The 22,927-nt window shown below is 64.4% G+C and carries 27 protein-coding genes and 2 tRNA genes; 5 read left to right on the plus strand and 24 right to left on the minus strand.

Annotated features, from left to right (window positions below):
- Window positions 1-106: 106 nt before the first annotated feature.
- A tRNA-His gene (locus tag LC060_RS12305) sits at window positions 107-183 on the minus strand.
- A gap of 183 nt (window positions 184-366) precedes the next feature.
- On the opposite strand from LC060_RS12305, the gene LC060_RS12310 reads away from it, so the two are divergent.
- On the plus strand, window positions 367-999 hold the full coding sequence (locus tag LC060_RS12310; protein WP_226635948.1) for a prolyl hydroxylase family protein: 633 nt from the start codon (window positions 367-369) through the stop codon (window positions 997-999).
- Window positions 1,000-1,089: 90 nt separating this feature from the next.
- Entirely contained in the window at window positions 1,090-1,530 is a 441-nt protein-coding gene (locus LC060_RS12315) for a PilZ domain-containing protein (protein WP_226635950.1), read from the plus strand.
- Window positions 1,531-1,622: 92 nt separating this feature from the next.
- Here LC060_RS12315 and rpmE read toward each other — a convergent pair whose 3' ends face one another.
- The 11 genes from rpmE to LC060_RS12370 all read right to left on the minus strand — a co-directional run bounded on the left by rpmE (window position 1,623) and on the right by LC060_RS12370 (window position 11,837).
- Entirely contained in the window at window positions 1,623-1,850 is a 228-nt protein-coding gene (gene rpmE / locus LC060_RS12320) for a 50S ribosomal protein L31 (protein WP_039394209.1), read from the minus strand.
- A 133-nt stretch (window positions 1,851-1,983) separates the two neighbouring features.
- Complete coding sequence (gene fabZ / locus LC060_RS12325; protein WP_039394211.1) at window positions 1,984-2,436, minus strand: 3-hydroxyacyl-ACP dehydratase FabZ; 453 nt, start codon at window positions 2,434-2,436, stop codon at window positions 1,984-1,986.
- 24 nt (window positions 2,437-2,460) lie between these two features.
- The gene (locus tag LC060_RS12330; protein ID WP_226635951.1) at window positions 2,461-3,147 is read right to left on the minus strand and encodes an OmpH family outer membrane protein; all 687 of its coding nucleotides are present in this window, start codon (window positions 3,145-3,147) and stop codon (window positions 2,461-2,463) included.
- Entirely contained in the window at window positions 3,147-5,771 is a 2,625-nt protein-coding gene (gene bamA, locus LC060_RS12335; protein ID WP_226635953.1) for an outer membrane protein assembly factor BamA, read from the minus strand. The genes LC060_RS12330 and bamA overlap by 1 nt, the downstream gene beginning before the upstream one ends.
- A gap of 171 nt (window positions 5,772-5,942) precedes the next feature.
- On the minus strand, window positions 5,943-7,316 hold the full coding sequence (rseP, locus tag LC060_RS12340; protein ID WP_226635954.1) for an RIP metalloprotease RseP: 1,374 nt from the start codon (window positions 7,314-7,316) through the stop codon (window positions 5,943-5,945).
- Between the two features lie 37 nt (window positions 7,317-7,353).
- Entirely contained in the window at window positions 7,354-8,517 is a 1,164-nt protein-coding gene (locus tag LC060_RS12345; RefSeq protein WP_226635956.1) for a 1-deoxy-D-xylulose-5-phosphate reductoisomerase, read from the minus strand.
- Window positions 8,518-8,525: 8 nt separating this feature from the next.
- Window positions 8,526-9,302, minus strand: coding sequence for a phosphatidate cytidylyltransferase (locus LC060_RS12350; protein ID WP_226635958.1), 777 nt, complete (start codon window positions 9,300-9,302; stop codon window positions 8,526-8,528).
- Window positions 9,289-9,978, minus strand: coding sequence for a polyprenyl diphosphate synthase (uppS, locus tag LC060_RS12355; protein ID WP_226635960.1), 690 nt, complete (start codon window positions 9,976-9,978; stop codon window positions 9,289-9,291). Before uppS ends, LC060_RS12350 begins: the two co-directional genes overlap by 14 nt.
- Before the next feature lie 31 nt (window positions 9,979-10,009).
- Entirely contained in the window at window positions 10,010-10,567 is a 558-nt protein-coding gene (frr, locus tag LC060_RS12360) for a ribosome recycling factor (protein WP_226635961.1), read from the minus strand.
- A gap of 2 nt (window positions 10,568-10,569) precedes the next feature.
- Window positions 10,570-11,292, minus strand: coding sequence for a UMP kinase (pyrH, locus tag LC060_RS12365; protein ID WP_039394228.1), 723 nt, complete (start codon window positions 11,290-11,292; stop codon window positions 10,570-10,572).
- Window positions 11,293-11,402: 110 nt separating this feature from the next.
- Complete coding sequence (locus tag LC060_RS12370) at window positions 11,403-11,837, minus strand: winged helix-turn-helix transcriptional regulator (RefSeq protein ID WP_226635963.1); 435 nt, start codon at window positions 11,835-11,837, stop codon at window positions 11,403-11,405.
- 56 nt (window positions 11,838-11,893) lie between these two features.
- Between LC060_RS12370 and LC060_RS12375 the strand changes: the two genes are divergently transcribed.
- Window positions 11,894-12,502: an NAD(P)-dependent oxidoreductase gene (locus tag LC060_RS12375; protein ID WP_226635965.1), complete on the plus strand. Its 609-nt coding sequence runs from the start codon at window positions 11,894-11,896 to the stop codon at window positions 12,500-12,502.
- Here the strand turns inward: LC060_RS12375 and LC060_RS12380 are convergent, their stop codons facing one another.
- The 7 genes from LC060_RS12380 to LC060_RS12410 all read right to left on the minus strand — a co-directional run bounded on the left by LC060_RS12380 (window position 12,503) and on the right by LC060_RS12410 (window position 18,133).
- The gene (locus LC060_RS12380; protein ID WP_226635966.1) at window positions 12,503-13,111 is read right to left on the minus strand and encodes a hypothetical protein; all 609 of its coding nucleotides are present in this window, start codon (window positions 13,109-13,111) and stop codon (window positions 12,503-12,505) included. It lies immediately after the preceding gene.
- A 159-nt stretch (window positions 13,112-13,270) separates the two neighbouring features.
- Entirely contained in the window at window positions 13,271-14,197 is a 927-nt protein-coding gene (gene tsf, locus LC060_RS12385) for a translation elongation factor Ts (RefSeq protein ID WP_226635968.1), read from the minus strand.
- Between the two features lie 121 nt (window positions 14,198-14,318).
- Window positions 14,319-15,074 (minus strand): 30S ribosomal protein S2, encoded by a 756-nt coding sequence (rpsB, locus tag LC060_RS12390; protein ID WP_226635969.1) that lies wholly within the window; start codon window positions 15,072-15,074, stop codon window positions 14,319-14,321.
- Window positions 15,075-15,294: 220 nt separating this feature from the next.
- Entirely contained in the window at window positions 15,295-15,753 is a 459-nt protein-coding gene (locus LC060_RS12395) for a hypothetical protein (protein ID WP_159108111.1), read from the minus strand.
- A 432-nt stretch (window positions 15,754-16,185) separates the two neighbouring features.
- Complete coding sequence (gene pssA, locus LC060_RS12400; RefSeq protein WP_226636537.1) at window positions 16,186-16,974, minus strand: CDP-diacylglycerol--serine O-phosphatidyltransferase; 789 nt, start codon at window positions 16,972-16,974, stop codon at window positions 16,186-16,188.
- 83 nt (window positions 16,975-17,057) lie between these two features.
- On the minus strand, window positions 17,058-17,807 hold the full coding sequence (locus LC060_RS12405) for a phosphatidylserine decarboxylase (RefSeq protein WP_226635971.1): 750 nt from the start codon (window positions 17,805-17,807) through the stop codon (window positions 17,058-17,060).
- A gap of 240 nt (window positions 17,808-18,047) precedes the next feature.
- Window positions 18,048-18,133 (minus strand) — tRNA-Tyr (locus LC060_RS12410).
- 175 nt (window positions 18,134-18,308) lie between these two features.
- On the opposite strand from LC060_RS12410, the gene LC060_RS12415 reads away from it, so the two are divergent.
- Both LC060_RS12415 and LC060_RS12420 read left to right on the plus strand, forming a co-directional pair.
- Window positions 18,309-19,097, plus strand: a complete 789-nt coding sequence (locus LC060_RS12415; RefSeq protein ID WP_226635973.1) for a TrmH family RNA methyltransferase — start codon at window positions 18,309-18,311, stop codon at window positions 19,095-19,097.
- A gap of 34 nt (window positions 19,098-19,131) precedes the next feature.
- On the plus strand, window positions 19,132-19,965 hold the full coding sequence (locus LC060_RS12420) for a hypothetical protein (protein ID WP_226635974.1): 834 nt from the start codon (window positions 19,132-19,134) through the stop codon (window positions 19,963-19,965).
- A 167-nt stretch (window positions 19,966-20,132) separates the two neighbouring features.
- Here the strand turns inward: LC060_RS12420 and LC060_RS12425 are convergent, their stop codons facing one another.
- The 5 genes from LC060_RS12425 to rpsP all read right to left on the minus strand — a co-directional run bounded on the left by LC060_RS12425 (window position 20,133) and on the right by rpsP (window position 22,906).
- A complete protein-coding gene (locus tag LC060_RS12425; protein ID WP_039394254.1) occupies window positions 20,133-20,405 on the minus strand; it encodes an HU family DNA-binding protein in 273 nt (90 codons plus the stop codon).
- A 357-nt stretch (window positions 20,406-20,762) separates the two neighbouring features.
- Window positions 20,763-21,131: a 50S ribosomal protein L19 gene (gene rplS / locus LC060_RS12430; RefSeq protein ID WP_226635976.1), complete on the minus strand. Its 369-nt coding sequence runs from the start codon at window positions 21,129-21,131 to the stop codon at window positions 20,763-20,765.
- 4 nt (window positions 21,132-21,135) lie between these two features.
- A complete protein-coding gene (trmD, locus tag LC060_RS12435) occupies window positions 21,136-21,873 on the minus strand; it encodes a tRNA (guanosine(37)-N1)-methyltransferase TrmD (protein WP_226635978.1) in 738 nt (245 codons plus the stop codon).
- 79 nt (window positions 21,874-21,952) lie between these two features.
- Complete coding sequence (gene rimM, locus LC060_RS12440) at window positions 21,953-22,462, minus strand: ribosome maturation factor RimM (protein ID WP_226635980.1); 510 nt, start codon at window positions 22,460-22,462, stop codon at window positions 21,953-21,955.
- A gap of 18 nt (window positions 22,463-22,480) precedes the next feature.
- Window positions 22,481-22,906, minus strand: a complete 426-nt coding sequence (rpsP, locus tag LC060_RS12445; RefSeq protein WP_226635981.1) for a 30S ribosomal protein S16 — start codon at window positions 22,904-22,906, stop codon at window positions 22,481-22,483.
- Window positions 22,907-22,927 lie beyond the last annotated feature (21 nt).

The raw sequence follows: 22,927 nt of genomic DNA on the forward strand, positions 1-22,927 counted from the left end.
AAGCCGCGCTTTCTAAAGACCGTACCGAAAGGAGCAAGTGAATGATGGAAAAGGCTTACGGTTTTTACCCGCCTATTGGGCCAAGGTATCATAAGCTTTGAAGGAATGGGGCGATTGATGGGGTTCGAACCCACGACCTCCGGTACCACAAACCGGCGCTCTGACCAACTGAGCTACAATCGCCACACGTCCCGTTCGACCATCTGCGAACCGGGAGACTTTAGCCGCGAACCGAAGTGCGTTGAAGCGTCCTCGGTGCGGGAGCGCGCCTTTGCACACAGTTGACGCGTTTGCCAAGCAAAAAAGTGATAAAATCGTCTGGAGAGGCAATTTTCTTGGGCGAAGCCAGCGACTATCGTGGCGCACATGGTCACTGCTACCGAATCATACGCCGTTCCGATCCAGGCCCACCCGGCCGCGCGCAAGGTCCCCTCGCCGCGAATCGAGATGTACATCCTGCCCAATTTCCTCTCGGGCGAACAATGCGCGCGCCTGATCGACACGATCGAGGCCCAGCACCGTCCCTCCACGATCACCGGCTACAACGGCGACGATGTCTTCCGCACCAGTTCGACCTGCGACCTCTCGCCGCGCGACCCGGACGCGGCCGACCTGCGCGCACGCCTGTGCGCGCTTTCGGGCATCCCCGAGAGCCACGCCGAGCCGCTCCAGGGGCAGCGCTACGAGGTTGGGCAGGAGTTCAAGGCCCACACCGACTACTTCGAGCCCGACCGGCCCGAATTTGCGCAGTTCTGCTCGGTCGCGGGGCAGCGGACCTGGACCTACATGATGTACCTGAACTCGGTCGATGCAGGCGGTGCAACCCGCTTCAAGGTCGCCGACAAGATCGTCCAGCCCGAAGCGGGCAAGCTCATCTGCTGGAACAACCTGCGCCCCGACGGCTCGCCCAATGCCGCAACGCTTCATCATGCGATGAAAGTTCGCAAGGGCCGCAAGTACGTCCTCACGCAGTGGTTCCGGGAGAAGCCCTGGGGCTGATTCGCAGCCGCGCCCTCGTCGCCTGCCTCGCACGATCCCCTAAGTGGCGGTTAGAGCCCGGCTAGGCGCCCTGCGCGTAGCCTCCAGCACGTGTCCAGCTACGAACCCGCTTCGCCCGCACATGCCGTCCCCACGGCCCTGCCCACGCCTGCCGCCCACGACGAGCGCCGGCGCGAGACGCGCTATCCCATCCGGCAACCGATCTTCCTGCGAACCGACGGTATACCCATCGGGCGGGCCTGGCTGCTCGACCTGTCGGCGAGCGGCTGCTGCGTCCATGCCGAGGGGTTGGACCTGCGCATCGGCCAGTGCCTGAGCCTTCACCGCGGTGCAGGGCTTGCCTTCCTCACCAGCGGCCACGGCGCAGTGGTACGCTGGACCCACGCGGACATGGCCGGCCTTCAGTTCGAACGCGCGATCCCCAGCAGCGACACCTTGTGGCAAGGCCTCATCGCAACGAGCGGGGGCTCCTATTCCGGTGAGAGCCCGGCCCTACCACTCAATCCTGACGACGCCCTGCGCGATTCGTGACCCCACACGAGGCCACGACACAGATGCCCCAACGAAAAAGGGCGGCCTCGCAAGGCCGCCCTCTTCGTTCAAGGTTCGGATGAACCGTCGTCTCACTTCTTGTTGAGCGAGAGACCACCGAAACGCTTGTTGAACTGTGCCACGCGGCCGCCTTCGTTGACGCGCTGCTGACCACCGGTCCAGGCCGGGTGCGTGGTGGGATCGACGTCGAGAACGAGCGTGTCACCTTCCTTGCCCCAGGTCGAGCGGGTCTGGAACGTGGTGCCGTCGGTCATCTGGACGGTGATCATGTGGTAGTCGGGGTGCAGATCGGCCTTCATGTCGTAATCTCTCTTGCATATGGCCGGTTCCGACCGGCCTGCCATGGAAAGCGGCGCGCTTACATCGGAACGGTGCCAATGGCAAGTCCCGGCGCGCCAACTGCGGCGAAAGGGGCCCGAAAGCCCCCTTCCCTCAGGCGTCGGCGATCATCGCTGTGAAGCTGACCTCGCAGGTCGTCTTCCCGTCGATCGAAGCCGTGCCCGTGAACTTGCAGACCCGCGCGCGCTTCTGGACGAAGCTCACCTTGAGGTCGAGCAGGTGCCCGGGCGTGACGGGATTGCGGAACTTCGCGTTCTCGATCGCCATGAAGTAGACAAGCTTGCCCGAGCCCGCGAGACCCAGGGTCTCGATGGCAAGGATACCCGCCGTCTGCGCCAGCGCCTCGATCTGGAGAACGCCGGGCATGATCGGACGGCCGGGGAAATGGCCCTGGAAGAAATCCTCGTTGAAGCTCACCGCCTTGACCGCATGGATCGACTCCTCATCGAAGGAGACCACCCGGTCGACGAGCAGCATCGGATAGCGATGCGGCAGCGCTTCAAGGATTTTCGGGATATCGTAGACCAGTTCGCCCGGTTCGCTCATCGTACAGGTACTTTCGTCTGGAAATTAACGGCCGGCGGGCGCCGCGGTGTTGCCAGCGGCCGGAGCCGGGGCCTGACCGGCCTGCTGCTGACGCGCGCGCGCTTCACGCACCTGACGCGGTTCCCAGCCCTCGGGCGGGACGATCTGTGCGGTCGGGATCGCGGTGTTGAGCTCGGCCAGAATGTCCTGGTTGAGCGAGTAGGCACCATCGGTGATCGCCTGGATCGACTGCGGGTTGAGGAGGATGGTGACCTTCTTCTTGGTCATCGCAGCCTTCACCGCATCGTTCAGCTTTTCCTCGATCTGCTCGTTGACGTAGGCCTCCGAGAGCGAGACCGGCGCGAGGATCTGCTGCAGTTCCTGCTGGCCCTGCTGCTGGATCTGCTGGATCTGCTGGGCCTGCTGCTGAAGCGCGGCCTCGTTCGGGTTCGCGGCGCGGCTGTCGGCCTGGTACTTCTGGATCAGCGGCTGAAGCTGGGCCTGAATCGCAGCGCGACGGCTGTTGGCCTGATCGATCTGCGCCTTGTAGGTCGTCTGGCGCTGTTCACGCGCGGTCTGGTTGGCCGCCGAGCTGAAGACGATGCCTTCAAGGTCGGCCACGCCGATGCCGGGGACCACGGTGCCCGACTGGGCCGAGGCCACGCCCGGAAGCGCAACGGAAGCAAGCGCCAGGGTCGAAGCCAGCGCAGCGGACTTGAGAAGAGTTTTCATCAGAATTGCGTTCCCACGTTGAATGAAAAGACCCGGGTGTCGTCGCCATCGCGCTTCAGGAGCACGTGCGACATGTCGATACGGAAGGGTCCAAAGGGTGAGTTCCAGTTCACGCCGACACCGATGGCCACGCGCGGCAACCAGGTGTCGCCGAGATAACTCTCGGTGAAATAGCTCGTCGAGCCGGCCGGATTGCGTGTCACACCGGTGTCCGGATCGATCTGATCCACGCTCGTACCCACGACATTGCCGTCATCGTCGAGCACATTGTAGAGCTGGTTGCCGTCCTGGTCACGCTGACCGATGAAGCAACCATCTCCGCAGTCGCTGAGTTCGGGACGACGTGTGCCCCAGACCGCGCCGGCATCGACGAAGACCGAGGGACGAAGACCCATTTCGCGCGCGCCCGATCCCAGCGGGATCTCCAGTTCGGCGCGCCCCATGTAGTAGTACTTGCCGCCCAGCGCGTCATCGGAATCGTTGCCCGGCACGGTGTAGTTGCCGTCCTCATCGGGGCCGAAATACTGGCGGATCACGCGCGGGCCGACACCGCGCACGGCGAAGCCGCGCATCTGCGGGTTGCCGAGGTAGAAGCGGTCGGTCAGGCGCACGTAGTCATCGCCGCCGTAGGGCTCGATGATGCCGCCCTCGCCCTGCAGCGAGAAGATGAAGCCACCTCCCAGCGGCCAGTACTTTGCGGCGTTGGCGCGCAGGCGCGCGTACTTCACGTCGCCGCCCAGGCCCGCCACGTCGATGCTGACCTGCGCGGTTTCACCGCGCGAAGGACGCACACGGTTGTCGAGCGTGTCGTAGATGAGCGAGAAGCCGACGATCGAGCTCAGGCGCTTGCCGATGGCATCGCACAGGTAACGGCCCGCCCGCAGCGGATCGCACTCGCCGCCCGAGTAGAACTGGCTCTCCGAGAGCGAAACGTCATCGTAGTTGAGCGTATAGCGCCCGACCGCGGTGATGTACTCGGTCACCGGGACACCGGCACGCACCTGGAAACCGGTCGTGGTCTGCTGGTAGGTGGTGTTGCGGTTCGAGTTCTGGAAGTTGAAGTTGTTGTAGTCGCGGCGGTAGAGGTCGACACCGAGCGAGACGTTCTTGTCAAACAGGTAGGGCTCGACGAAGCTCGCCTGAACCGAGCGCGAATAGCGCGAGTAGCTGCCCGACAGGCCCACCGTCTGGCCGCGGCCACGGAAGTTGCGCTGGCGAATCGAGGCCTGGAAGATGAAGCTTTCCAGGCTCGAGAAACCGGCCGAAAGCTGAAGTTCGCCGGTCGGGCGCTCTTCCACGTTGGCTTCCAGGATGATGCGGTCATCGGCCGCGCCGGGCTTCTGCTCGACCTCGAACTTCTCCTGGAAGTAGCCGAGCGACTTGATGCGGTTGGTCGAACGGCGCACCTGAAGCGAGTTGAAGGCATCGCCCTCGGCGAGACGGAACTCGCGGCGGATGACCTTGTCCTGGGTGAGCGTATTGCCGTTGATGTCGATGCGCTCGACGTAAACGCGCGGCGCCTCGCGGATCACGAAAGTCAGACCCATGGTGAGGTCTTCCTTGTTGCGATCGTACTGCGGGCGCACGTCCGCAAAGGCATAGCCGAAGGCGCCAGCGGTGTTGTTGAGGCTCTCGATCGTGTCCTCGACCTGCTTGGCGTTGTACCAGTCGCCCGCCTTCATCGGCAGGTTCTGGGACATCTTCTCGCTGGAGAAGTCGCGCAGCTGGCTTTCCACCTTCACATCGCCGAACTTGTAGCGCTCGCCTTCCTCCACCACGTAGGTGATGATGAAGTCCTTCTTGTCCGGCGTAAGCTCGGCCACGGCCGAGACAACGCGGAAGTCGGCGTAGCCTTCGGTCAGGTAGAACTGGCGCAGCTTCTGCTGGTCGAAGGCCATGCGGTCGGGGTCATAGCTGGTGCCCGAGGAGAACAGACGCCAGAAGCGGGCCTGCTTGGTCACCATCTGCGAGCGCAGTTCACCGTCCGAGAAGGCCTCGTTACCGATCACGTTGATCTGGCGGACCTTGGACTTGTCGCCCTCGGTGATCTCGAAGACGATGTCGACGCGGTTCTGGTCGAGCATGACCATCTTGGGCTCGACGGTCGCGGCGTAGCGCCCCTGGCGCTTGTAGAGCTCGATAATGCGGGCGACGTCGGCGCGGACCTTGGAACGGGTGAAGATCTGGCGCGGCGAGACCTTGATCTCGGGCAGGATCTTGTCGTTCTTGATGCGCTTGTTGCCTTCAAGAATGATGCGGTTGACGACCGGGTTCTCCTGAACCTCGATCACCACCGCGCCGTTCTCGTTGGTCACCTCGACCGACTTGAAAAGCTCGGTCGCGTAGAGATCCTTGAGCGCGCCGTCGGCGGCCGCCTTGGTGTACGGCTGGCCGATGCGCAGCTTCACGTAGGAAAGAACCGTCTGCTGCTCGAGACGCTCGGAACCGCGCACGGTCAGCGAGGTGATCGTCTCGCCTTCAGGCTGCGCAGCGGGCTCGGTCGGAGCGCTCTGCGCGGCCGCGTCCTGGGCAAAGGCGGCCGAGGGCACACCGGCCAGGATCGTGGTCCCAAGGAGCACGGCCGCGACGTGTGACGAGCGGCGAGCCTCAGTGCTGCGAACCATTTCCACTCCGATCATTCCAAGATAATTCCTGATAAGCGCCTCAGCGAGATCCATGACAGTTGGCAGGCCTGCACTGAAACCTGCGCAAGTCCGCAGCCATCTGCCTGATGGAGCCGCCACGATCAAGCAGCCAAACCGGGCGACATTGTGATCCTCGGTAAAATTCCTGCCCTATCCCCCGAAAATCGGCAGGGAGACGATGTCGTTCACCGTAACGAACACCATGAGCGCAAGAAGAAATACCACTCCCGTGCGGATCGCCCACTCCTGGCTGCGACCATCGAGAGGTTTGCGACGAACCCACTCCGCCGCGTAAAAAGCCAGATGTCCTCCGTCGAGCCCCGGGATTGGCAGGAGGTTGATGAATGCCAAGTTAATCGAGATAAACGCCGCGAAAGCCACGAAATTCTCCCAACCAAGGGAGAATTGCTGGCCCGAGGCCTGCGCGATCTTGATCGGCCCGCCAAGCTCCTTGACCGAACGCTCGCCAAAGATGATCTGGCGAAGCCCGGTCACCATGTCGTCGAGCATGTCGAAGCTGCGCGCAAAGCCAATCCCGACCGCTGCGACAGGCCCGACCGGAACAAGCCGACCGACCCGCGCCTCGACGCCGATCATGCCCACGCTTTCCTCTGCTCCGTCCGCGCCCGGACGCATTGCGGCGCGCACGGTGACGGGCATATCCAGTTCGGCTCCGTCGCGCTCGACGGTGAAGCGAAGCGTCTCCCCTGCGCGCGGCTGCACGAGATCGATGACGTCGTGAAAACTCGTGACGTCCTGCCCCTCGATACCCGAGATCCGATCCCCCACTTCGAAACCAGCGTCCTTGGCCGCGGAATCGGAGGTGAATCCGGCCACGATGGGCTGATCGAACGACACGCCCAGATCGCCGATGCGGGCGGTCTTGCCAAAGCCGTCGTCGATCTCGCGCGCGGCGATCTCGACTGGCAGGGTCATGTCACGCCCTTCGCGCTCGAGCCCTACGGGAACGCGCCCTTCCGGGTGAAGCAGGATGTAGCGTTCCAGATCCTGGACATCGCCGACCGTCTCGCCATCGATGGAGGTAATACGGTCGCCAACCTTGAGGCCGGCTTCCTGCGCGACCGAATTCTCGGCGAAGTCGGCGATCACCGGCTCCACCACGCGGTTGCCGTAAGCCATCGTGAAGGCGGCAAAGATCGCGACGCACAGGAGAAGATTGGTGAGCGGTCCGGCAAAGACGATCAGCGCGCGCTGCCACAGCGGCTTGAACTGGAACATCTGCCCGCGCTGCTCGGCCGGAGCTTCACTGGCGCCTGCATCCGACGCGCTGGCCGGGTTCATGTCGCCTGCGAACTGGACGTAGCCACCCAAGGGGAGCGCGCAGAGCTTCCAGCGGGTACCGCGCCTGTCGGTCCAACCGGCCAGTTCCTTGCCGAAGCCCACCGAGAACGCATCGGCCTTCACGCCGAAGAAACGGCCAACCAGGTAGTGGCCAAGCTCGTGAATGACCACGAGCGGCCCCAGCACGAGCAGAAATGCAAAAACCGTTGTCAGGACGCCCATCAGGCCAGTCCCCTCCCCTCGATCGACTGCCGGGCAGTCATGTACACGGCATCAGGCCCTGCGCGCGCCGACGCGCCTCGGCATCGACGGCGAGCACGTCATCGAGGCTGCCGGGCGGCGGGGGCGCATAGCTTTCCAGCACATGCGCCACATCTGCCGCAATCCGGGTGAACCCAATATGACCGCGCAGGAAGGCGTCGACCGCGACTTCGTTCGCAGCGTTGAGAACCGCCGGAATGGCGCCCCCTGCCTGCGCCGCCTCGCGGGCGAGACGGGTGGCTGGGAAGCGCTCCTCGTCGGGTGCGCGGAACGTCAGTTCGCCGATCGCCGCCAGATCGAGCGGGCCGCACGGTGTCTCCATCCGCTCCGGCCAGGCGAGGACCGAGGCAATGGGCACGCGCATGTCCGAGGGGCCAAGCTGGGCGAGCGTGGAGCCATCGCGGTACTCCACCATGGAATGCACGACCGACTGCGGGTGCACGACGATGCGCAGCTTCTCCAGCCCGACAGGGAAGAGATAGTGCGCCTCGATCAGTTCGAGGCCCTTGTTGAACATGGTCGCCGAATCGACGCTGATCTTGGCGCCCATCGACCAGTTCGGATGCTTGACCGCCTGCGCGGGCGTTGCCGCCTCAAGCTGGGCCTGCGACCATTCGCGGAAAGGCCCACCGCTCGCCGTCAGCGTGATCGCGCGCACGTGGCTGGCCTTGTTGCCCTGAAGGCACTGGAAGATCGCGTTGTGCTCGCTGTCGACCGGGAGGAGCGTCGCGCCATGTTTGGCAACGGCCGCCGTCATGATCGGCCCTGCCGAGACGAGCGCCTCCTTGTTGGCAAGGCCGATGAGGCCGCCCTGCTCGATCGCGGCCATGGTCGGAGCGAGCCCGGCACAGCCCACGATCGCGGCAATCGTCATGTCGGCACCGCGTGCAGCCGCCTCGACCAGCGCGGACGCGCCGCCTGCGGCTTCGATACCCGATCCGGCGAGCGCCTCGCGCAGCGCCGGAAGGCAGGTCTCGTCGGCGACGACAGCGATCTCGGCCGAGAACTCACGCGCCAGCTTTGCCAGCGCCTCGACATTGCCGTTCGCGGTCAGCGCGCGCACTCGCCAGTCCTGCGGATTGCGCCGCACGAGATCGAGCGTGGAACTGCCGATGGAGCCGGTCGCTCCCAGAATGGAGATGGTGCGCGGGTTTTGCGTCATTGCGCCAATCATGGCTGAAAGAGGATCATGAGGGCAAGCACGAAGAGCACGGCCAGAAGGCCGTCGACGCGGTCGAGAAACCCGCCGTGACCCGGAATGAGATTGCCCGAATCCTTGAGCCCTGCCCGGCGCTTCATCCAGCTTTCCAGGAAGTCGCCCGCCTGCGCGCAGACGGCGAGCAGGATGCCGAAAAGGAGGCACTGGGCAAAGACCGCAACGGGGCTCGCCGTCAGGTACCAGCAGTTCCCGCTCGAGCCCAGGCACGCCTGCGCTCCACCAGCCGGACCAACCGGCGTCGTCGTGATGCGCCCGCCCTGCCAGAGCATCACCGCCCCGAACAGCACCAGCGTTGCACCCACGCAGCCACCGATGAGCCCCGACCAGGTCTTGGACGGACTGATGGCCGGCGCGATCTTGGGTCCACCGAAAGTGCGGCCCGCGAAATAGGCCCCGACATCGACCGCGATGACCGAGAGCATCACTGTCAGCAGCGGGGCGAGCGTGAAGGCCGGATTGCGCAGGAACAGCAGCATGGCCGCCCCCACGCCGACATAGAACATGCCTGCGAAATTCCACAGGCCGCGCTGCATCGGGTCTTGCGTGCCCCGGCGCGCCATGCGCACCCATTCGTAGAGCACGCCCACCGCGACCGCGCAGACGAAGGCCATCCACAGCACACCGCCCGCCCATACCGCCGTTCCGGCCACGGCCAGCATGACCACGGCCGAGACCGCCCGGACACCGAGGTCCGAACTGCCCTTCGCCTTGCGATCAGCGCCCGCCATAGCGTCTCTCCCGGCCCGAGAAGCACTGCAGCGCCTCACGCAAGTGGTCCAGCGTGAAATCGGGCCAGAGCACGTCGGTAAAATAGAGTTCCGCGTAGGCACACTGCCACAACAGGAAATTGGAGAGGCGCACCTCCCCCGAGGTCCGGATCATCAGGTCGAGCGGCGGCATGTCGGCCGTATCCAGCTCGGCCGAGATCGTCTCGGGCGTGATCGCCCCCTTGGCGGCGGCTTTGGTCGCGGCGCGCGCAATCTCATCCTGCGCGCCATAATTCAGCGCGACCGCCAGCGTCGTGCCGGTATTGGACGCGGTGCGTGCGATAGCCCCGTCGATCAGTTCCACCACGTCCGGCTTGAAGGCCGAGTAGTCGCCAATGATCTTGAGGCGCACGCCCGCTTGCGCGAACTCGTCGAGGTCGGAGAGGATGAAGCGCTTCATCAACCCCATGAGGTCGGAGACCTCTTCCTCGGGACGGCGCCAGTTCTCGGTCGAGAAGGCATAGAGGGTCAGGGCCTCCAGGCCCAGTTCCCGCGCGCCGCGCACCACGCGGCGCACCGCTTCCACGCCGCGCTGGTGCCCCATCGCGCGCGGAAGCAGCCGCTTCTTCGCCCAGCGCCCGTTGCCATCCATGATGATGGCGACGTGACGCACGCTTACAGGTTCGCCGGCTCCCATCAGGCCCCCTTCCGAACGAACAGGTCTTGCCTCACTTGCCGAGGATTTCCTTTTCCTTGGCACCGAACGCCTCGTCGACGGCCTTGATCTGCTCGTCGGTCAGCTTCTGCACCTCGGTCTCGGCGCGCTTGCGGTCGTCTTCGGAGATTTCCTTCTTGTTCTCGTCGGCCTTGAGCGCTTCCATGCCGTCACGGCGCACGTTGCGGATCGCGACCTTGGCCTTTTCCGCATACTGGCCCGCGATCTTGGCGAGTTCCTTGCGGCGCTCTTCGGTGAGATCGGGGATCGGGAGACGCAGCGTCGCACCGTCGTTGATCGGGTTGAGGCCAAGACCTGCCGAGCGGATCGCCTTCTCTACGGGACCGACATTCGACTTGTCCCAGACCTGCACCGAGATCATGCGCGGCTCGGGAACCGAGACGGTCGCCACCTGCACCAGCGGCATCTTCGAGCCGTAGACTTCGACCACCACGGGATCGAGCAGCTGGGTGCTGGCGCGGCCCGTGCGCAGGCCCGTCAGATCGCCCTTCAGCGATTCCACGGCACCCGCCATGCGGCGTTCGAGATCGTCCTTGTCGTACTTGGCCATTGTCAGGCTCCTTTCTGCACGATCGTCTTGGTGCCCTCTCCCGCCAGAACAGCGGCGAGATTGCCCTGCTCGCGGATCGAGAAGACGACGATCGGAATCGCGTTGTCGCGGCACAGCGCCACGGCGGAAGCGTCCATGACCTTCAGGTTATCGGCCAGAACGGTGTCGAAATCGACGGTCGCATAGCGCGTGGCCGTCGGGTTGGTCTTGGGATCGCTGTCGTAGACGCCATCGACGCTGGTGCCCTTGAGCAGCGCATCGCACTTCATCTCGGCGGCGCGCAGGGCCGCGCCCGAATCGGTGGTGAAATAGGGCGCCCCCACGCCCGCCGCGAAGATCACGACACGGCCCTTTTCCAGGTGGCGTTCGGCGCGGCGGCGGATCACCGGCTCGCAGACCTTGTCCATCTCGATGGCGGACTGCACGCGGGTCGGCACGCCGAGCTGCTCCAGCGCGTTCTGCATCGCAAGCGCGTTCATCACCGTCGCGAGCATGCCCATGTAGTCGGCCTGGGCCCGGTCCATGCCCTTGGCCGCGCCGGCCATGCCGCGGAAGATGTTGCCGCCACCGATCACGAGGCAGATTTCCAGCCCCGTGTCCTTCGCGGCCTTCACTTCCTTGGCCATCTCGGCAACGAACTCGGGGTCGATGCCGAACGGCTGACTTCCCATGAGAACTTCACCCGAAAGCTTGAGCAGAACGCGTTTGTAGGGGGAGGAACTCATCGCCGCACGGTCTCCTGAATTTGGGGGGCCGTTGGGCTTTAGGAGCGCGCACGCGCGTTGCCAAGGGCGCGGCTTTAGATTTCCCGCCGTATACTTCGCGATACGTGACCTTAGCTGACCGCGGCAAGACGCCGGTCGAAAGCGGCCTGCGCGGCCGCCACCGCACCCATGCGCTGCTCGGCCCAATCGATCATCGCCTGCAGCGCGCTCAGCAGTTCCGCGCCGAGCGGTGTAATCACATAGCTGACCCGAACCGGGATGCTGGCCACCACGCGACGCTCCACCAGGCCGTCGCGCTCCAGCGTGCGCAGGGTCTGGCTCAGCATCTTCTGCGAGATCCCCTCGATCCGGCGTCGCAGCGCGTTGAAGCGCATTTCCTCGGCGCCCAGCGTCGTCAGGATAAGCACGCTCCACTTGTCGGCCACGCGGTCGAGCAGTTGGCGAGTGGGGCAGGCCGCCGCGAACACGTCAGGTGCGCGACCGCCTGTCGCAGGCTTGGCGGTTACCTCGGAGTGACCGGGTGCGGAAAAAGTGCCTTCTTGCATAAGCGCTAGGGATATCACACCTAGTCACCACTGGATACCACTTTAGGAGTTAGACCATGAAGATTGCAGTCCTGGGCGCCAGCGGCCACGCCGGTTCGGAGATCGCCAAGGAAGCGGCCGCACGCGGCCACGAGGTCATCGCGATTGCCCGCCACCCCGAAGCCATCCCCGTAGCCACCGGCATCACGCCGACCAAGGGCGATGCGAGCGACGCCGCGCAGCTCGCCAAGCTCATTGCGGGCAGCGATGCGGTCATCAGCGCGCTGCACCACACGATCAAGGCCGAGACCCTGCTTGCAGCGCTGCACGAAGCGGGTATCTCGCGCTTCCTGGTCACGGGTGGCGCAGCCAGCCTCAAGGGGGCAGATGGCGCGCGCCTGATCGACAATCCGGAATTCCCGGCCGACTGGAAGCCTGCAGCCCTTTCGGGGATCGCCTTCCTCGATGACCTCAAGGCCACCGACGATATCGACTGGACCTTCTTCTCGCCCGCGATGATCATCTTCGAAGGGGAGCGTCAGGGCCATTACCGCAAGGGCGGCGACGATCTCGTCGTCGACGCCAACGGCGAGAGCAAGATCAGCTTCGCCGACTTCGCGCTCGCCATGGTCGACGAACTCGAAGCCCATGAGCACAGCCGCGCACGCTTCACCGCCGCGTACTGATCACTCGCCCGCTGGCGCGAAGCTGGCCGAGGCGATCACCTGCACCCGGTCGCGCCGCGCACCGGGTGCATCCGCCCGGCTCAGCACCATCGTGAAATCCGGCTCCTCGCGGCTGACGAACGTAGTCGAGACCATGTCGCCGCGTGTCGCCTCATCGACCTCGCGCCAGACCTCTGCAAATTCCGGCGACGCCAGAACTTCTCCCACGCTGGGCTGCAAGTCCGCATCCCCGCCGCCCGTCACCTGGCAGATCGGCATCCGGTGCGAGACGACCAGAACGTACCCCGCATCGGGCGAGGAGTTGATCCGCCAATAGACATTGCCTTCGCGCCAGGCTGCAGGCGGCTGATTGACCTCGGCGATAGAGCGGACCTGCCCCATCGCATCGCCAAGCCCCACGTCCTTGAGGAACGGTTCCGGCCCCGCCGCCCAGGTGTCCGGGTGCAGCACCCAGAGCCGACAGGCCTTCAAGGCGCCCGCCAGCCCATCCGACAGCGCAGCGCGCACCTCGAGCGCGTCCGCCACCTCGCGGTCCACCGCGACCGCCCGCGTGGGCCCGTGGCCGGCCAGCGCCACAAAGGCCAAACCCATCATCACATTACGTCGCATAAGCTCCAGCCTGCCTCTCTTCGCATCCTTCTCCGGGATGACCAGCCTGCCCCATCCCCGGTACAGATCAAGTCAGCGACACGCCATCTTCGGACATGAAAAAGGCCGCAGAAGCGATTGCTTCTGCGGCCTTTTCAAATGTGCGTGATCGCGAAAGGATCAGACGCCAGCGGCAGCGGCCACTTCGGCGGCGAAGTCCGACTCTTCCTTCTCGATGCCTTCGCCGAGCTGGAAGCGCACGAAGTCCTTGAGCACGATCTTGGCGCCCGCGTCCTTGCCGGCCGCGTCCACGACCTGCTGGATCGGGGTCTTGTTGTCCATCACGAAGACCTGCGAAAGGAGAGCGTTCTCCTTGGCGTACTTCGCGATCGCACCGTCGACCATCTTGGCCTGAACCGCTTCGGGCTTGCCCGATTCGGCGGCCTTTTCCTCGGCGATCTTGCGCTCACGCGCGATCAGCTCGGCGTCGAGGTCGTCGGCGGTCAGCGCGAGCGGGAAAGCGGCTGCAATGTGCATCGCGATCTGCTTGCCCAGGCCTTCCAGAACGTCAGCGGGAGCTTCCGACTCGAGAGCGACGAGAACGCCGATCTTGCCAAGGTTGGGAGCTGCTGCGTTGTGCATGTAGGGAACGACAACGCCCTGCGCGACCGAAACGGTCTTCATGCGGCGAACCTGCTGGTTCTCACCGATAGTGGCGACGTTGTTGGTCAGCGTGTCGGCAACGGTGCCGCCGCCCGGATACGCCGAAGCCTTGAGCGCTTCGACATCGTCGCTATCCGCGCTCAGCGCGACTTCGGTGGTCTTGCGCACGAAGTCCTGGAACTGCTCGTTCTTGGCAACGAAGTCGGTTTCCGAGTTCACTTCGACAGCAACGCCCTTGGTGCCTTCGACGGCAACGCCGACGAGACCTTCGGCGGCCGTGCGGCTCGACTTCTTGGCGGCAGCCGCCAGGCCCTTGGCGCGCAGCGCGTCAACCGCGGCTTCGATGTCGCCGTTGGTTTCGTCGAGGGCCTTCTTGCAATCCATCATGCCGGCGCCCGAGCGCTCGCGCAGGGTCTTCACGTCTGCGGCGGTGTATGCAGCCATCGCTCAAATCCTCTTGTTTGGTACAGACCGGATCACCGGCCTTGAATACAGGTGCGCGCCGAGCCCCATGGACCCGGCGCGCGACAATTCCATGACGAAAGTGTCGTCCGTCGCCGGGCTATCAGGCCTCGACAGCGGCTTCCGCAGCGGGCTCGTCCATGGCGCCCATGTCGACACCGCTGTCGGCCAGAGCGTCCTGGCCGCCCTTGGTCGCGGCCTGCGCCATGGCTTCACAGTACAGGCGCACGGCGCGGCTGGCGTCGTCGTTGCCCGGGATCGGGAAGGCGATGCCCTGCGGGTTGACGTTGGTGTCGAGCACAGCAACGACCGGAATGCCAAGGACGTTGGCTTCCTTGATGGCCAGCTCTTCCTTGTTGGCGTCGATCACGAACATCACGTCCGGGATGCCGCCCATGTCGCGGATACCGCCGAGCGAAAGCTCAAGCTTGTCGCGCTCACGGGTGAGCTGAAGGATTTCCTTCTTGGTGAGGCCGTGGGTGTCGCCAGCAAGCTGCTCTTCGAGCGCCTTGAAGCGCTTGATCGACTGCGAGATGGTCTTCCAGTTGGTGAGCATGCCGCCCAGCCAGCGGTGGTTGACGAAGTGCTGACCGCAGGCGCGTGCGGCCTGAGCGATCGGCTCCTGGGCCTGGCGCTTGGTGCCAACGAAGAGCACCTTGCCGCCGGCCTGCACGGTGGCCGAGACGAAATCGAGAGCGCGGGCCATCAGGGGCACGGTCTGCGACAGGTCGATGATGTGGATGCCATTGCGCGCGCCGAAAATGTACGGCTTCATGCGCGGGTTCCAGCGGTGGGTCTGGTGGCCGAAGTGGGCGCCAGCTTCGATGAGCTGCTGCATCGTGACGGTAGGAGCCGCCATAGAGAAATTCCTTTCCGGTTGTACCTCTGGAAAGCTGGAACCGTGGGGATCAGACCCGCTGCGGCACCGGTATGTGCGCTTTCCATGTGGATTCGCCGCTGATCGGAACCTGCGAATTCAGGAATCCATATCAGTGGACGCGGCGGCCCTTAGACCTATCCGCCCCGTGATGCAAGGCCGGATGCAGAACCTGCATGCGAACGGCGCGCCCAAAGCCCGCTCAGTGAACCCGCAGCGAGCCCGTGACACCGAACGCCCGGTCGATGGCGAACTCGTCGGCCGCCACATCGCTCTCGACGACATCTTCCAGCAACCCCACAGTCTGATCGATGATCGACTGCATCTGCAGCAGCGTCTCTCCAATCGCCTCCATCGACTGCGCTGCGCGGGCAAAATCGGCGACGATCACCACCCCATGCTGCTGATCGATGGAGAAACGGCAGCCCAGCAGCCGGTCGTGCAGACGCGCCAGCGTCAGGCACATCGGCAACTCAGGCTCGACATCCTCGAGAACGAGGCCCTTCAGCTGGAGCCAGTCCTCGACCCGGAACAAGGACCAGGCGCTTCCGGTGGTCTGATCGGTCAGGAACACCTCGTCCGCGCCGATCTCCTCCACGGTGAAGGCGTTGAGCGCACACCACTGCGACAGTCCGTCGAGCGTGATGAGGCGATGAGGCAAACCGTCGGCAACCATGGGAACCCTAACTAAGCGGATGAAGGCGCAGCAGCACGGCACCCTTCAAAATGGCGCCCTGCACGTATCGCGCCCCTCTCGTCAAATTCCCGCTTGACACAACGGGAACAAAACTAGAACAAGAACGCCACTGGAACATTGATAGAACAGATTCGCGTTTTCCACAAGCTATCCACAGCCCCAGCCACAACCGCGGGGCGCGAGAAAAGGAAACGGTCATGACAGCCTTTGCCGCCAGCCTCTTCGCCCTCGCCGGTCTTGTCTCGCTATGGGTGATCGTAAGAACGCTGCTGGAGTACGCGGCTGCCGCGCGCGGCCTGTCACGCCAGCTTCAGACCTGCAGCACCACGCTGACCGTTTCCTGGGCCGTGATCGAACGCCCTTCCCCGCACGGCGACACGCAGCGCGGGAACGTTGTCACGATGGGCCAAGCGGTTCGTCAAGCTCGTCGAGTTCCGGCTCCGGCACGCTCCCTGGACCTTGCCGCCTGACATTGGCGTAGACGAACAGGCCATAGGGCAGCAGCGCCAGGTAGCCAATGGTGAGCACGGCCAACGTGGGCCAGGGCTCGACCAGAAGCGCGGCCATCGCCAGCCCGACCAGGGCCAGGACGAAAAGACGTACGCCGGGCGCTGGACGCAGGCGCGACCAGCTGAGCGTCGGAATATTCGAGATCATCAGGAAGGCGGCCAGCACCATCCACACGCTGACGCCGATGGGATTGGCAAAGTCGCGCTCTCCGCTCGCGATCCACAGGCACAGCGGCAGGAAGCCGAGTACGGCACCAAGCGGCGCCGGGACCCCGGTCAGGAAGCCTGCCGCCTTGTGCGGCTGATCATCGAGATCAAGACGCGCATTGAAACGCGCAAGACGCAGCACACAGCAGATCGCAAAGGCCAGCGCCGCCATCCAGCCCAGGCTGGGCAGCGCGTGGAGCGACCAGAGATAGACGATCAGCGCAGGCGCGACACCAAACGAGATGGCATCGGCCAGGCTGTCGAGCTCCGCACCAAAGCGCGACTGCGCCTTGAGCAGGCGCGCCGCGCGGCCATCGATGCCATCGAGGACACCCGCCAGAAGGACGGCCTGGACCGACTTCTCGAAATCACCAGCAATCGCAAAACGAATGCCCGTGAGCCCTGAGCAGAGTGCGGCAGCGGTAATGGCATTGGGCACAAGCGCGCGCAGCGAAAGGCCGCGCGCCATGCGCCGGGCACGCGATTCCGAAGCCCCATCCGGGCCCGGCGTGTCGTCCGATGGCGCAGAGGTCTGGGGAATCGCGTCCTCGCTCACTGGCAGACACCCTCGATCATGGGGGCGGCACCGATTTCGCCAAGCACGGTTTCACCCGCAACGATGCGCTGGCCCATGAGCACCTTGGGCTCGGTCCCGGCGGGAAGGTAGACATCGACACGGCTGCCGAAGCGAATAAGGCCAATGCGCTGGCCCGCGGCAATGATGTCGCCGGGCTTCACGAACGGCACGATGCGGCGTGCGACGAGCCCTGCAATCTGCGTGAAGCAGACCTGCTGGCCATCGCCGCGCTCGATCAGGATGTGCTGGCGCTCGTTCTCTTCGCTCGCCTTGTCGAGGTCGGCGTTCACGAACTTGCCCGGAATGTAGATCACGCGGCGGACAGTGCCGCCAATCGGCGCGCGGTTGATGTGGACGTCAAAGACACTCATGAAGATCGAGACGCGCGTGAGCGGTGCGTCGGAGAGCGGCGGCATGCCGCTGCCATCGTCAACGGTCAGCTCGCGCGGCGGCGGGACCTTCTGGATCAGCGTTACCAGGCCGTCAGCCGGGGCCACGATCGCCCGCTCATCCTGCGGCGTGACGCGCAGCGGATCGCGGAAGAAGGCGAGCACGCACAAGGTCAGGACGGCGAGCGGCCATCCGAACCAGGGGCCGAACAGGACCCACACGCCCAGCGCAAGGACACCGGCAATGGCGCCGAACTTGCGCCCTTCGGGATGAATGGCCGGCCACTGCCACGAGGCATCGCCACGACCCTGATTATCGAGAATATCTGAGGACATCGGTTTCCTCTAGTGAGTGGCGTTCAAGACCGCAATGCCGCCACGCACGGGAAGTTCCGCAAAGCGTGCGCAAAGCTGTGTCCTGCATGCCAGCGCGAACCGCTGATCGGGCCCTGCCACTCGCCGCTTGTACTCATCTGGAAGAAAGGGCTGATAAAGGCATCCGCGCCATGGGTTCAGCCGCCACCCGATCCGCCTTGGCGGATCCCTTCATCATCGCGATTTCGAGAGAAGGGCTGGTGGTGGACAGGGCTGGATTCGAACCAACGTACGCTTGCGCGGGCAGATTTACAGTCTGCTGCCTTTAACCACTCGGCCACCTGTCCACACCAGTCATCTGGCTGAGATTTTCCTTTCGGATCATCTCGTTGGTCGAGAGCGTTTAGTGCCGCCCCCGTTGCCGAGGACCGGCCCAATGCCGAACTCGGCCTTGCCTGTCAATGGGTCGAATGGCAGGAGCGGCACATAATTTGAATTTTTTTGAAAAAAGGATCACACGAGATGAGCAAGCGCGGACAGGGGAAAGCCCTGCGCGGCCGGGCCGGACGCATGAAAAACGGCCGGGGATCGGGGCGCGCGAGCAGCGGCATGGTCCGCCTGTGGGGTCGCCACGCGGTCGAGGCGGCTCTCAAGAATCCGAATCGCCAGCACCGCAAACTTTGGGCGACTCGCGAAGGCGTCGAATCACTTGATGGCGAATTGCCTGTCGATTTCACCGTCGAATGGGCCGAGGCACCCGACCTTGCCCGACTCGTTGCACGCGATGCCCCACACCAGGGCCTCGTCCTGGAATGCGAGCCGCTCGACGATCTTTTCCTCGCCGACGTCCTCGACAACGATCCCGCACGCCCGGTGCTCGTCCTCGACCAGGTGACCGATCCGCACAACGTCGGCGCGATCCTGCGTTCGGCGGCCGCCTTCAACGCCTGCTGCATCGTCACCCAGGACCGCCACGCGCCGCCCGAATCGGGAACGCTGGCAAAATCGGCCTCGGGTGCGCTCGAAATCGTGCCGTGGATCCGGGTTGTGAACCTCGCGCGCGCGCTCGAAGAGATCGCCGAGGCGGGATACTGGCGCATCGGCCTTGATGGCGAAGCCGAATCGACGCTGGCCGAAGCCCTGCCCGCGGGCCCGGTATGCCTCGTCCTTGGCGCCGAGGGCGATGGCATGCGCCACAACATCGTCCAGCACTGCGATGCGATCGCCAAGCTGCCGATCTCCTCGGACATGGAGAGCCTCAACGTCAGCAACGCGGGCGCGATCGCTCTCTATGCAGCCGCAACGCGCTGAGGCGCCTAGCCAATACGCATCGGAAACGTTCGTCATGCACTTCCCCTTCCCCCGTGCCCATCAGGCACGTCGTGCGCTCGCGGTCCTGACCGCGGGCGCCGCCGCCCTCCTCGTGGCCGCGTGTTTCTTTGCCCCGGGGCGCTTCTCCTCGCGCCTGGACGTCCACGCCGACCACAGCTTCGCCTTCCGCTACACGGGCGAACTTATCATGATCCCGCTGAAGGAAGAGGCCGACAAGGCCGCCCAGCCCTTTGAGGCCGAAGACTGCTACGACGAGGACAGCTTCGAGGAACGCGCCTGCACCAAGGACGAAATCGCCCAGCATAAAGAAGAGTGGGCCGCCAAGAAGGGGTCGAATGCCGATGCGGCGCGTGCGCTTCTGGGCGGTATCGACCCGAGTGATCCCGAAGCGGGCCACGAGCTTGCCCGCAAGCTCAGCCGCCGCCAGGGCTGGAACAAGGTGGCGTACAAGGGCGGCGGCGTGTTCGACGTCGACTACACCGTCTCGGGCCATCTCGACCACGATTTCGTCTTCCCGACCTTCGAGGGCTTCCCGATGGCCAACGCCTTCGTGCAGATCACTCCGCGCAAGGATGGCTCGGTACGCATCAACGCGCCGACCTTCGGCCCCGATGCCACGAGTTCGCCTGCAGCGGGCCTGATCCCGGGCAATCTGTCCGGCCCGTCCAAGGACGGTGGTCCGGCGGAATTGGCCGATGGCACTTTCACCATCCACACCGATGGCACGATCCTCGCCAACAACACCGACGAGGGCCCTTCCACCGACGGCGCGATGCAGGTGCTGACCTGGGCGGTCAATCCGCGCATCCCGGCCGCCCCGACCGCGCTCCTGCAACTGGAGCCCTGAGGGCATCAACTCAGGGCCGGCACCACCGGCGTCGGCCCTGACAACTTCACCTTCCGACCTCCTCACCGCAGACGCCCACAAAAAAAACGCCGCTTTCCACACATGGGGAAAGCGGCGTTTTTGCGTTCACAAGGCCCGTGAGGCGTTACGGGCCCTTGAAGGACGTCTTAGTTGACGGCGTCCTTGAGGCCCTTGCCGGCCTTGAACTTGGGCTGCGACGAAGCCGCGATTTCCATCGGCTCGCCGGTGCGCGGGTTGCGGCCGGTCGAGGCCTTGCGCTTGGCGACCGAGAAGGTGCCGAAGCCGACGAGGCGCACTTCGTCGCCCTTCTTCAGCGCGCCGGTGATGGCGTCGAACACGCCTTCGACGGCCTTGGTCGCATCGTTGCGGGTCAGACCGCTGGTTTCCGCGACAGCGCTGATGAGATCGTTCTTGTTCATTATACCCCCTACCTTTCAGTGGAACAGGATGTGATGGGAAGCTGGATTCGCCTCGTAAGAGGAGACGGAATTGAGCGGTTTTTGGTCACGCTGTCAAAGCCTAAACCGGGCAAAAAAGCGCGGTTTATCGTGTTTTTCCGCCATTTTAGACGCAGAAGCACGTTGTGCAGTGCAGCATGGACTTGCACCACGGCACGGCATGCAAATTCACCGGATTTGCGCGATGAACCCTGCACAGCCGTGACTGCATAGGTTTGCAAGTTGTCCAAGCGCCTGCGCCGGGGACAAAAAAGGCGGCTCGCATGCGAACCGCCTGATTGCCGTCCCAAGCCAAAGCCGTGGACGAATGTGGCCGAATTAACCTTCGGCGCGCACGTCGCGACGCTCGGCGATGCGGGCGCGCTTACCGGTACGACCACGCAGGTAGTACAGCTTGGCACGACGCACGATACCGCGGCGAACGACGGTGATGCTGTCGATGTTGGGCGAGTAGAGCGGGAAAACGCGCTCCACACCTTCACCGAAGCTCATCTTGCGAACGGTGAAGTTCGAACCCATGCCGCGGTTCGAACGCGCGATCACGACGCCTTCGAAGTTCTGGACGCGGGTACGGGTGCCTTCGACAACCTTCACGCCAACCTTGACGGTGTCACCGGCGCGGAAGGTCGGGATTTCCTTGGCGGCCTTGGCAATTTCCTCGGCCTCGATCTGCTGAATCAGGTTCATGAACCTAGTCCTTCGTCTTTTTGCCGCGCATCAGAGGCAGACGGTCCCGAACGTCGACATGACGTTCCCAAAGGTCCGGCCTGCGTGACCGTGTATGATCTTCCGCCTGGGTCTTACGCCAGGCTGCGATCTTCGCATGATCCCCCGATCGCAGCACTTCAGGGATCGTGCGTCCTTCCCATTCAACGGGTCGGGTATAGTGCGGGTACTCGAGAAGGCCGTCCTCGAACGATTCCTCGGTACCGCTGGAAGCCGCGCCCATTACGCCGGGAAGCAGGCGAATGCAAGCGTCCAGTACCATGAGAGCCGCGCATTCGCCGCCCGAAAGGACGATGTCGCCGACCGAGATCTCCTCGACCTCGCGGCCTTCGAAGATGCGCTCGTCAAAGCCCTCAAAACGGCCACACAGGATGATCGCGCCGGGGCCTGCCGCAAGCTCGCGAATGCGCTCCTGCGAGATCGGCGTGCCACGCGGCGTCATCGCCAGCACGGGTGCGCCCGGGTTGGAGGCCCGGGCATGATCGATCGCGCTCGCCAGCACATCGACCTTGAGCACCATGCCCGCGCCGCCGCCTGCGGGCGTATCATCGACCGTGCGATGCCTGTCGGTCGCGAAGTCGCGGATCTGAACCGCATCCATCGACCAGTCCCCGCGCTCGAGCGCACGGCCCGCCAGGCTGATGCCCAGGGGCCCCGGAAACATGTCGGGATAGAGTGTGAGAACGGTCGCCGCGAAGGTCACGAGAGCACGCCTTCCTATTCCAAGATACGCACGTAGCCGCTTACGGCCATGCCCGGCCAGCGGCGGATTGCCGCCGGGGTCAGTCCTCGGCGAACGCGGCCGTTACCACCAGCTTCTCGGCGTCCCACATAGGCACCGCGGCCTCGGTCATGGGCACCATGAAACGCTGGATGCGGCCCTTCTCGTCGCGCTCGGCACGCTCGATCTCGAGCACGTCGCCTGCGCCGAAATTCTCGACCGCAATGACCCGGCCAAGGGCCTCACCCGTGTCGGAGACGGCGGGAAGACCGATCAGGTCGGCGTGGTAATATTCGCCATCCGCCAGCTCGGGCATCTCGGCGCGCGGAACGGTAAGGACAGTGCCGCGCAGCTTTTCAGCGGCGGTACGGTCGGTCACTTCCTCGAAACGGGCGATAGCCCCGCCCTTGCCGTCGTCCTTGAGCTTCTTGAGCGTCAGGGCCGAATCGTTGAAGGCGCGGTAGCGCTTGAGCGCCGCCACGCCTTCTCCGAACAGCTTGAGGCGGACTTCACCCGTCACCCCGTGCGCGCCGGTGACGGCGGCCAGAGTGACGGACGTGTCGTGTGCCATATGCCGTGTCCCGATGGCTTACGCCTCGGTCGATTCCTCGGTGGCTTCGGCAGCCGGAGCTTCCTCGGCGGGCGCGGCCGAAGCGGCAGCAGCAGCCTCAGCGGCTTCGCGAGCCTTCTCGGCCTTTTCCTCGGCGCGTTCCTTGGCCTTGTCGCCCGGCTCACCCTTCTGCGGGTTGTTGGTAGCCTTGCGCTCCTTGATGCCAGCCTTGTCGAACATGCGTGCGACGCGGTCGGTCGGCTGCGCGCCGACGGAGAGCCAGTACGAAGCGCGCTCGCCGTTGATCTTCACGCGGTTTTCATCGTCCTTGGCGAGGAGCGGGTTGTAGGTGCCGATCTGCTCCAGGTACTTGCCGTCGCGCGGTGCGGTCGCGTTGGCGACGACGATCTTGTAGTAGGGACGCTTCTTCGCACCACCGCGCGACAGACGGATCGAAACTGCCATGAGATTACCTTTCTTCTAAAT

It is taken from the genome of Novosphingobium profundi, from assembly GCF_020524485.1.
GTDB classification, from domain to species: Bacteria; Pseudomonadota; Alphaproteobacteria; order Sphingomonadales; family Sphingomonadaceae; genus Novosphingobium; species Novosphingobium profundi_A.

Excerpts from the sequence above, each read along its gene's own strand:
- LC060_RS12345 (WP_226635956.1), bottom strand. The coding sequence starts at position 8,517 with ATGACGCAAAACCCGCGCACCATCTCCATTCTGGGAGCGACCGGCTCC.
- pyrH (WP_039394228.1), bottom strand. The coding sequence starts at position 11,292 with ATGAGTTCCTCCCCCTACAAACGCGTTCTGCTCAAGCTTTCGGGTGAA.
- uppS (WP_226635960.1), bottom strand. The coding sequence starts at position 9,978 with ATGGGAGCCGGCGAACCTGTAAGCGTGCGTCACGTCGCCATCATCATG.
- LC060_RS12370 (WP_226635963.1), bottom strand. The coding sequence starts at position 11,837 with ATGCAAGAAGGCACTTTTTCCGCACCCGGTCACTCCGAGGTAACCGCC.
- tsf (WP_226635968.1), bottom strand. The coding sequence starts at position 14,197 with ATGGCTGCATACACCGCCGCAGACGTGAAGACCCTGCGCGAGCGCTCG.
- LC060_RS12415 (WP_226635973.1), top strand. The coding sequence starts at position 18,309 with ATGAGCAAGCGCGGACAGGGGAAAGCCCTGCGCGGCCGGGCCGGACGC.
- rpsB (WP_226635969.1), bottom strand. The coding sequence starts at position 15,074 with ATGGCGGCTCCTACCGTCACGATGCAGCAGCTCATCGAAGCTGGCGCC.
- rpsP (WP_226635981.1), bottom strand. The coding sequence starts at position 22,906 with ATGGCAGTTTCGATCCGTCTGTCGCGCGGTGGTGCGAAGAAGCGTCCC.
- frr (WP_226635961.1), bottom strand. The coding sequence starts at position 10,567 with ATGGCCAAGTACGACAAGGACGATCTCGAACGCCGCATGGCGGGTGCC.
- pssA (WP_226636537.1), bottom strand. The coding sequence starts at position 16,974 with ATGGCGCGCGGCCTTTCGCTGCGCGCGCTTGTGCCCAATGCCATTACC.
- rseP (WP_226635954.1), bottom strand. The coding sequence starts at position 7,316 with ATGGGCGTCCTGACAACGGTTTTTGCATTTCTGCTCGTGCTGGGGCCG.
- LC060_RS12405 (WP_226635971.1), bottom strand. The coding sequence starts at position 17,807 with ATGTCCTCAGATATTCTCGATAATCAGGGTCGTGGCGATGCCTCGTGG.
- LC060_RS12330 (WP_226635951.1), bottom strand. The coding sequence starts at position 3,147 with ATGAAAACTCTTCTCAAGTCCGCTGCGCTGGCTTCGACCCTGGCGCTT.
- LC060_RS12425 (WP_039394254.1), bottom strand. The coding sequence starts at position 20,405 with ATGAACAAGAACGATCTCATCAGCGCTGTCGCGGAAACCAGCGGTCTG.
- rpmE (WP_039394209.1), bottom strand. The coding sequence starts at position 1,850 with ATGAAGGCCGATCTGCACCCCGACTACCACATGATCACCGTCCAGATG.
- LC060_RS12420 (WP_226635974.1), top strand. The coding sequence starts at position 19,132 with ATGCACTTCCCCTTCCCCCGTGCCCATCAGGCACGTCGTGCGCTCGCG.
- LC060_RS12375 (WP_226635965.1), top strand. The coding sequence starts at position 11,894 with ATGAAGATTGCAGTCCTGGGCGCCAGCGGCCACGCCGGTTCGGAGATC.
- bamA (WP_226635953.1), bottom strand. The coding sequence starts at position 5,771 with ATGGTTCGCAGCACTGAGGCTCGCCGCTCGTCACACGTCGCGGCCGTG.
- LC060_RS12310 (WP_226635948.1), top strand. The coding sequence starts at position 367 with ATGGTCACTGCTACCGAATCATACGCCGTTCCGATCCAGGCCCACCCG.
- LC060_RS12380 (WP_226635966.1), bottom strand. The coding sequence starts at position 13,111 with ATGCGACGTAATGTGATGATGGGTTTGGCCTTTGTGGCGCTGGCCGGC.
- fabZ (WP_039394211.1), bottom strand. The coding sequence starts at position 2,436 with ATGAGCGAACCGGGCGAACTGGTCTACGATATCCCGAAAATCCTTGAA.
- LC060_RS12350 (WP_226635958.1), bottom strand. The coding sequence starts at position 9,302 with ATGGCGGGCGCTGATCGCAAGGCGAAGGGCAGTTCGGACCTCGGTGTC.
- rplS (WP_226635976.1), bottom strand. The coding sequence starts at position 21,131 with ATGAACCTGATTCAGCAGATCGAGGCCGAGGAAATTGCCAAGGCCGCC.
- rimM (WP_226635980.1), bottom strand. The coding sequence starts at position 22,462 with ATGGCACACGACACGTCCGTCACTCTGGCCGCCGTCACCGGCGCGCAC.